The sequence below is a fragment of the Daejeonella sp. genome, assembly GCF_030695525.1.
In the GTDB taxonomy this organism is placed as follows: Bacteria; Bacteroidota; Bacteroidia; order Sphingobacteriales; family Sphingobacteriaceae; genus Daejeonella.
Genome location: NZ_JAUYSS010000012.1, coordinates 167,434 through 175,047, shown reverse-complemented (window position 1 = coordinate 175,047; position 7,614 = coordinate 167,434). Strand labels below are relative to the sequence as shown.

General features: G+C 39.8%; 10 protein-coding genes. 6 read left to right on the top strand and 4 right to left on the bottom strand.

The features are described from left to right. Positions 1-213 (top strand): hypothetical protein (locus Q8S11_RS02710; RefSeq protein WP_305660545.1); only part of this gene is annotated, 213 nt, incomplete at its 5' end. Positions 214-270: 57 nt separating this feature from the next. On the opposite strand, the gene Q8S11_RS02705 is transcribed toward Q8S11_RS02710, so the two are convergent. Next, positions 271-1,473 (bottom strand): hypothetical protein, encoded by a 1,203-nt coding sequence (locus tag Q8S11_RS02705; RefSeq protein WP_305660544.1) that lies wholly within the window; start codon positions 1,471-1,473, stop codon positions 271-273. 1 nt (position 1,474) lies between these two features. Beyond that, positions 1,475-2,680 carry a hypothetical protein gene (locus Q8S11_RS02700; RefSeq protein WP_305660543.1) on the bottom strand — a complete coding sequence of 402 codons (1,206 nt, stop codon included), beginning with the start codon at positions 2,678-2,680 and terminating at the stop codon, positions 1,475-1,477. A 306-nt stretch (positions 2,681-2,986) separates the two neighbouring features. Here Q8S11_RS02700 and Q8S11_RS02695 point away from each other — a divergent pair, with 306 nt between their 5' ends. From Q8S11_RS02695 to Q8S11_RS02675, 5 genes are all read left to right on the top strand, one after another. Beyond that, entirely contained in the window at positions 2,987-3,223 is a 237-nt protein-coding gene (locus Q8S11_RS02695) for a hypothetical protein (protein ID WP_305660542.1), read from the top strand. After that, positions 3,210-3,530 (top strand): type II toxin-antitoxin system PemK/MazF family toxin, encoded by a 321-nt coding sequence (locus tag Q8S11_RS02690; RefSeq protein WP_305660541.1) that lies wholly within the window; start codon positions 3,210-3,212, stop codon positions 3,528-3,530. The genes Q8S11_RS02695 and Q8S11_RS02690 overlap by 14 nt, the downstream gene beginning before the upstream one ends. 411 nt (positions 3,531-3,941) lie before the next feature. Next, positions 3,942-4,955 carry a S9 family peptidase gene (locus Q8S11_RS02685; protein WP_305660540.1) on the top strand — a complete coding sequence of 338 codons (1,014 nt, stop codon included), beginning with the start codon at positions 3,942-3,944 and terminating at the stop codon, positions 4,953-4,955. Positions 4,956-5,109: 154 nt separating this feature from the next. Next, positions 5,110-5,955, top strand: coding sequence for a DUF2911 domain-containing protein (locus Q8S11_RS02680; RefSeq protein WP_305660539.1), 846 nt, complete (start codon positions 5,110-5,112; stop codon positions 5,953-5,955). A gap of 44 nt (positions 5,956-5,999) precedes the next feature. Further along, positions 6,000-6,677 (top strand): MCP four helix bundle domain-containing protein, encoded by a 678-nt coding sequence (locus tag Q8S11_RS02675; protein WP_305660538.1) that lies wholly within the window; start codon positions 6,000-6,002, stop codon positions 6,675-6,677. Between the two features lie 21 nt (positions 6,678-6,698). Here Q8S11_RS02675 and Q8S11_RS02670 read toward each other — a convergent pair whose 3' ends face one another. Both Q8S11_RS02670 and Q8S11_RS02665 read right to left on the bottom strand, forming a co-directional pair. Continuing rightward, positions 6,699-6,896: a hypothetical protein gene (locus tag Q8S11_RS02670; RefSeq protein WP_305660537.1), complete on the bottom strand. Its 198-nt coding sequence runs from the start codon at positions 6,894-6,896 to the stop codon at positions 6,699-6,701. Between the two features lie 91 nt (positions 6,897-6,987). Continuing rightward, positions 6,988-7,422, bottom strand: a complete 435-nt coding sequence (locus Q8S11_RS02665; protein ID WP_305660536.1) for a hypothetical protein — start codon at positions 7,420-7,422, stop codon at positions 6,988-6,990. Positions 7,423-7,614 lie beyond the last annotated feature (192 nt).

Here is a 7,614-nt window from a genome sequence, read left to right as displayed (position 1 = left end):
CGCTTACTTCAGTGCTTGGGTCACCCCAAACCACCTTGCGACTTGCTAATGCTTCCGGACGTTACTCCAGTGCATAAGGGACTTGCACCCTCTGGGGATTCTTTTCTAAAAGAACTATATTTACCATTCAAGGCACACACAATGGATATAAAACGTAGGGCGGACAATGGTTTCCGAAAGTTTCGATTTCTTAGCAAACTTAGTCTCGGTTGACAAGTTCGCAGCTCCGAAATATTCTACGTTTCATACCCGATACCGTTTATGCACAAACTATGGTAAATCTTCAGCAGGAAAAACCATGAGCTGACTCAGCGCTTCATTCTCACCCATAATGATATAGTTGCCATTCTGTGAAGTTGCCATCGAAGCAATCTGGAATCCGCGCCAGTTAATCCCCTGTTCCAGTCCGGGAGTAATCATTTTGAATTCTGGATTACCGAGATCACGGAAGCCCTTTTGCGGATGATAACTAAAAAGGTGCGCATACCCGGGAGAAGCTCCGGCCACACCGTACAACATTCCATTTTTTCCCGGGGTCATAGCCATAATCCGGGGCATCATAATGGGCTTTCCCAGGTTTACAATTGTTTGTTTAAGCGGATCAAGCCGAAACAATTGCCCGTCGGCAGCATTGCTGCCATAAATAGCACCCCCAGGCATTTTAACCCAGGAGTCGATGCGCCCCATTGCTTCCCGTCCCCATACAAAGGGCAGTTCATCTTTCAGAACTGAAAACGATTGGGTGGCCGGATCGAAACAAAACAATTTATTGATAGCCCTGCTTCCATAGATGCGGCCCTGCTGGTCGATAACCAATGCACGTCCCAGGTAATCCTCAGGTTCCAATGCAAAGGAATGATAGGTGTCAAGATCCTTTTCAGATGGAACCGTTTGAACATAAACCTGGGTTTTACCTGTTTTCAGGTTAAACCTGAAGAATTTGCCGGAAGGATGTACAATTCCGTAGAATTCGTTTTTATCCGGATTGAATGTCATTGCAAAAATCCCCTCGCCGGCCACAGGTTCTCCAAGGTCTTTCAGAGCAATCTGGCCCTGAGGGTTTACCTGCAGTTCAATGATATGCCCGCCCAACCCGGTTCCTGGCTGAGGCATGGTACCGGCATAAAAAACGCTTCCGGATTTTGCAGCGGTAAAACCGGTTCCGATGCTTAACTGTCCCTTTACAACGTCCTCAAGTTGTTTGATCGCAGCGAGTTTACGCTGCGAAAGAGAACTGCTGAACAGCAGCGGTGAAAATCCTTTTTCTGCGCTTGTACCACCTAAAACAAAATCACCGGAAACAGTAAGAGAGCTCATTGCGTTCTGATACATCGGCATGCGCAGTTCATCTGTGTTTTCAAGTGAGGCTTCTACAGCAAAACTGCCTTTGGGATTAAAGAATGTATACTGTGCATTCCCAATAACAGGAACGAAGAATAATGCAATCAGGGAATAAATAATTCGATTGTACATATTATTTGACCTCCTTTTCAGGGTTAAATTTTATTAAAAAGGGTACACTGCCGTTTTCGCTTCTGTCGGGTCTTTTGCGGCCGGCAAAATACATGTTGCCATCCTTGTCGCGGATATCGGAACCTGTTACTTCTGTTAAGCGACCGATAGGAAATTCTAAAAGAATGTTCGCCTTGCGTTGTTCAGGATCGAATTCAATCAGTACCGTTTTGTCTTTCCGCACATAATTGCCATGACCGCCAATTACATAATAGAGTTTACCATTCAGACCTATATTTAAATTAGGTACATACGGCTTCCACTCTTCCCCTTTGGCCATTTCATACACACCACCTAAATCTTCCCATTTGCCGATCCCCGTTTCCTGCGGATAAAACTTAACAAGTTTAGCACCATAGGTAACCAGGTAAATGGCTTTATTGTCGGGATCTTTTGCATAAGCAGTAATTCCCGTTACTATTTTTCCTCCAGGAGTACCCGGAAAGGCTGGTAAACTTTGCTTTGCAAAAACCAGCTTGCCGGTAGATTTCTCATATTTTACCAGGCGTTGTCTCCAGTCTACATAATAACAGTTGCCCCACCAATCGGTAAACAGCACGCGGGGCACATGGGCACTGCCCAGCCGGCCTGCATCGTGCAACAGGTTTTTTTGAGGATCGTACACTAGAAAATGTGCCTGCGGGTAGCTTATGCCATAGACAAGACCCGATTGAAGGTCCACTTCTACATCCTTGATGCTTTCATATTGCATCCCCATTCCTAAATTGGTAAGTTGTTTAGTTTCAGGGTTCCACTTCATAAAAAAGCCTCCGGCATAGCCATGCGGATGGTTCATCAGATACTCTTGTCTCGACTCGCCCCCATCAGTGGAAAAATATATTTCACCCCCGGGACCGGCCACAATTTTGGAGTGCATTTTTCCCTGCCATTGAAAAGGCCTAAGGTGTCCCAGATCGCTAAGGAAGCCATGTGACTGGATTTGGTTCCGGGCGGGGTCATATTCATAAAAGCCCACTTTATCAGCATGATTCGTTACACCTACATAGACATTATTATTGGCAGGATTATACCCAATTGAACCCCATGTGGAATGAGCTTCAGGAAAATCAGGATAGTTAATAAATCTGATATTCTGTTCTGAAATGGATTTATTCAGGGAAGTATCCTGATAAGCAAACAGATTGGTAGTCTGAGCTATTAACAGCATTATGAAACAAACAATACGCATTCGTAAAAGCTTTAATAATGAAACGATTTGAAAGATAAAGAAAAATTATTTTAAAATCCTTTCAGCTTCTCGACATGTTTGTGCTGTTCAACATGATTCCGCCGGTCATGCCGAATAAACAGAAAATGTGGGTTTGAAACCTGCTGATATTTGTTCTGTGGAATTCGACTTCTATTAGGCTGATTGGCCTCTGCACTTTAAATTAAAGTAGGATTAGTGAATCACAAAATGCTAACTAGCAAGCTTTAAATACAAATTATTATCTTTGTATATAATCTTTATGGCATGACAAAGCAATTAATAATTGATCGGACTGTAAAAGCTATCAATCAGCTTCCAGATGACAAAGCAGAAGAGATTTCTGACTTTGCTGACTTTGTTATAAAACGTCATGAAGAACAAAAGCTTACTGAAGAAATTCAACATCTGGCAATGGAAAGTCAGACGTTTGATTTTTTAAATGAAGAAGAAGATTTATATTCTGAATCGGATTTAAAGGAAGTTTACAATGGTAAAGGGTGATTTAGTACTTGTTACATTCCCATTTACCGATTTAAAAGGAAGCAAGCTTAGACCAGCAGTTATTCTGGCAGTTACGAACCTTGATATTACTGTTTGCTTTATTACAACACAAATTCAATGGGAAGAGCAGACAGACATTCTTCTAATACCTAACAAAAGAAACGGACTGAAAAGACAGTCTCTTATCAGAACAAGCAAAATTGCAACTCTTGATAAAACTTTGGCCAAAGGACTTTTAGGTAAATTAAATAAATCTGAAATCGTTGACCTGAATAACAAGTTGATGTCGCTTTTGCAATTATATTAAACCAACAGTTAGACATATTTCCGTCGGTCATGCCGAATAAACAGATAATGCGGGTTTGAAGGCAGTATTGATTAAATTTCGTAATTAACGTGAATTTGCCAGAATATTAAAAACCGCATACCTTTCTACCGGCAGGCAGGGGAACATAGCAATTTTATAGCAGCCAAGCTTCATTTTAGGCACAGATCTCTTGAAGCTTCGCTTCTATCTATGTTTTCTTTAAAGCCTAATATAAGTCAATCTATGTGGTTAGACATTGATATTTAGATACTTATATATCAAACTCACGCTAATTAAAATCCCTTATAAAAGTCTGACTTATATTTGCCAGCCTCGGGTATGTCCAAAAAAGGTTTAAATTTATTTCCATGTAACATATCCTTTAGTTCAAGATTCGCTAATAAATTCCAAATGAAAAAACCTGCTTCATACATCCTGATCTTAATCCTTGGCCTTGCAGCTGGCATCTTCATCAGCCAGAACGAAACGATATGGAATACCCTGAAAAAGCCGTTCACCGATACCTTCACCCCTTTTGATGATACCCGCCAAAGTAATTGGGATACAGATTTTAAGGTTGTTGATATAAAATCCTCACTGGATAATTCATTACAGAAAGCCTATTTCTTTAAATCTAAATCTTCTTCGGCTAAACCATTAGTAGTGAGTCTGCATAGCTGGAGCGGCAATTATGAACAGAAAGATGAACTTGCCGCACTCTCCAAAACCAAAGATCTGAACTATATTCATCCCGATTTTAGAGGGGTAAACTGGACTAAAGACGCCTGCTGCAGTGACCTGGCTCTGGCCGATATTGATGATGCAATCGACTATGCAATCAAAAATTCCAATGTAGATCTGTCCAGAATATATGTAATCGGTTCAAGTGGAGGCGGTTATGCTACTTTGGCAACTTTCATGAAATCAAAACATTTAATCAGACGTTTTTCTGCCTGGGTTCCGATTTCAGATCTGCCTGCCTGGTATACTCAAAGTAAAATCATGGGGACAAAATATGCAGAAAACATACTGGATTGTACGAGCTCTAAAGACAGTCTCAACATGGATATTGCGATTAAGAAATCTCCCATCTACTGGAAAACCCCTGTTGAAAAATTGAATACCACAGAATTTCAAATCTATACCGGTATTTACGATGGAATTCAGGGTAGCGTACCCATCACTCATTCGATCAATTTTTACAATAAAATACTAAAAGACAAGTTAATAAGTGATACATCAAACTATGTAACTGATTATGAGAAATTAAGCTTACTGGAATACAGAAAGGCCCTGGGTGATTTTGGTAGTATTGCCGGCAGAAAAGTATTTCTGAATAAACAATCCGGCAATTTAGGCCTGACTATTTTTGAAGGGAATCATGAAATGCTGACTGAATATGCGTTTAATGAACTGATTAAGTAAAGTTCATTAATACTGAATGAGAAATAGCAAATCATTCGACTCATCCAACAGATGTAGAATAATGTCATATTTATGTTTTTACATATTTTACACAATTAACTCTCAATATTCCAATATCTTCGGTAATTTGACAAATTAATCTAAGCATAAAATCATGAAGAAAATATCATTCCTGTTTACTGCAGTACTTTGCAGTTTAATCACGCTGAATGCTGATGCTCAGCTCCGCATGCCTCAGGCCAGTAGTTCCCAAACCATTATCCAGGAATTCGGAATGGGCAAAGTAAGCGTAAAATATTCCCGCCCAAATATCAAGGGAAGAAATATTTCTGCTGACCTTGCACCTTATGGTGAAGTATGGCGTACAGGGGCAAATGATGCAACAGTAATAACATTTACGGATGCCGTAAGCCTTGAAGGAAATGCGGTTGCTCCGGGAGAATACGCATTGTTTACCATCCCCGGTAAAGATGAGTGGACTATAATTTTGAATAAGGAAACCAAGCAATGGGGTTCCTATAGTTACAAACAATCAGAAGATGTACTACGTTTCCGGGTAAAAACAGCAAAATTGAAGGAAAAAGCAGAAACTTTTACAATCGCTTTTAGCGATGTGATGAGTTCAACAGCAAGGCTTGATTTATTATGGGACAAAATCAGGGTTTCTGTAAATATGACTACAGATGTTGATTCTAAGGTAATGGCCGGAATTGATGAAGCCATGAAAGGAGATAAAAAACCTTATTACCCGGCTGCTGTCTATTATTTTGAAAATGGCAAAGATCTGGACAAGGCCTTGGAGTGGATTAGTATGGCAGAAGCATCAGATCAGAAAGCACCCTGGTTCAAATACCAGAAAGCTCGTATTCAGTTAAAAATGGGGGATAAGGCCGGTGCTGCACAAACTGCCAGAGCCGGAATTGAGGCTGCCAAAGCAATGAATAATGCTGAATACATCCGCCTGAACGGGAAAATTCTGGCTAATGCAGGTGGTCGTTAATTAATTATTTAAGTCTGATTTTGAATTCATTTATACTCTAAACTATGAAATGGGCTTTCGCCATACAACGCAAGATCCGGCTGGCTATCGTGCTTGCTATCACGATGCTCTTTGTCATCTTATTTAGTTTGATGGAGTCATACAATGTGACTGCAATCTCTAAATCGTTTAATTCAATTTATGAAGACAGGCTTATTCCGGCTGTTGATCTTTACGCTATTTCAGATCATATACATAGCAAACGTAATAAACTGTTAATTTTTCTGTTCACCGGCAAGATCAGCCGGGAGGAAATTAGTCTTGTTCTAAGTAATTCGAATAAACAATTGGATTCGCTGATCAGTAAGTATGAGAGGACTTATCTGGTAAAGGCAGAAACTAATCACCTTCAAAATCTGAAAAAAAATCTTAAAACTTTTGAAAGGGATGAGTTACTTCTCATCAATGCTGCTTCTGTGGATAAGGAGCTTGCAAAAACCCTATATCTGAATACTACTGTCCAACTGTATGATGAACTGGATAAAGATTTGATCGAACTGACAAAGGTCCAATCGGAAATAGGTAAAGAATTGTTGGCAGAATCAGTCAAAAGTCAGTCGAGTTCCGGCTTTATCTCAAGGCTTCAAATTATTATCGCAATAATTCTGGGGCTGATCATTATGATCCTGATCCTTACAGACAAACAAGTGCTCCTTAAACAGGAGAAGTTTAACCAAAATTGAAATACTAAGCTTATTAACTCTTTAATATCTTACCACATGTCCTGCCTCTTCAATAGCCCTGATAATCTCAACTTTTTGCAGAGTGTCGGGGCAGGTAACTTCGGCCCTTCCTCTTTCAGTTATGATGTTAATGATCCCAAGTTTTTTGATGGATTCAGAAACTGCCTGTTGTTTATGCACCCGGGTCATGGTTGGAATTTCAAATAATACCGTTTTCATTTTTTTTTAATATACTTTGACGACTTTAAGATTTAAGACGCCTGTCTTTAGGTAAATGCTACAACCCGTGTAAAATATTTTGCAGCAGTTTTTATTTCAAATCAATTAATTCATCATCAGAAATGTCTATCCTGTTCCATACCCTTGCCGGTACCGGTACAAGAGCAAACTTTGCTTTAATAAGTCCCAAATTTTCAGGAACTTCCACTAATGCAGGTTCATCCCAAACCTTAGCCAGAACAGGAACATAATGCATTCTGTAGCCTTTTGCTAATTCTGCAGGAGCTTCTGCATCAGGATTTCCCCATACAAAAGCTGCTACCGGTACTAAAGCTGATTTCGCCTTTACAAATTTTAGATTCTCAGGGACTTCATGCTCGATTGCCGACCAATTACGGGGTGATACCGGAACATAGGAATTGTTTCGTTTTATTGAATGATCAGTCGGGTATTTGACATTCGAGTACGATTCAGAATTCAGAAAAAGGATAAATAATGCAATCAGTGTGTGTACTAGTGTTTTCATAATATTTTCTTTTTTTCTTCAAATGTATAGCGGATATCAAGGCAGGCATACAGGAATTAGGCAGGCAAGGCTTAGAACTCGGTAAAAAAGGGGAAAATATCGGTGAAAACGGAAATGGAATTTTCTACCGTTTGAGGAGCCGGAGAGATATTATGGTTTTGATGAAAACATAATTTATACTTTCAACTGTAT

Bases quoted from the DNA above. Each gene is read 5' to 3' on its own strand.
- Q8S11_RS02705 (WP_305660544.1), bottom strand. From the start codon at position 1,473: ATGTACAATCGAATTATTTATTCCCTGATTGCATTATTCTTCGTTCCT.
- Q8S11_RS02700 (WP_305660543.1), bottom strand. From the start codon at position 2,680: ATGCTGTTAATAGCTCAGACTACCAATCTGTTTGCTTATCAGGATACT.
- Q8S11_RS02695 (WP_305660542.1), top strand. From the start codon at position 2,987: ATGACAAAGCAATTAATAATTGATCGGACTGTAAAAGCTATCAATCAG.
- Q8S11_RS02690 (WP_305660541.1), top strand. From the start codon at position 3,210: ATGGTAAAGGGTGATTTAGTACTTGTTACATTCCCATTTACCGATTTA.
- Q8S11_RS02685 (WP_305660540.1), top strand. From the start codon at position 3,942: ATGAAAAAACCTGCTTCATACATCCTGATCTTAATCCTTGGCCTTGCA.
- Q8S11_RS02680 (WP_305660539.1), top strand. From the start codon at position 5,110: ATGAAGAAAATATCATTCCTGTTTACTGCAGTACTTTGCAGTTTAATC.
- Q8S11_RS02675 (WP_305660538.1), top strand. From the start codon at position 6,000: ATGAAATGGGCTTTCGCCATACAACGCAAGATCCGGCTGGCTATCGTG.
- Q8S11_RS02670 (WP_305660537.1), bottom strand. From the start codon at position 6,896: ATGAAAACGGTATTATTTGAAATTCCAACCATGACCCGGGTGCATAAA.
- Q8S11_RS02665 (WP_305660536.1), bottom strand. From the start codon at position 7,422: ATGAAAACACTAGTACACACACTGATTGCATTATTTATCCTTTTTCTG.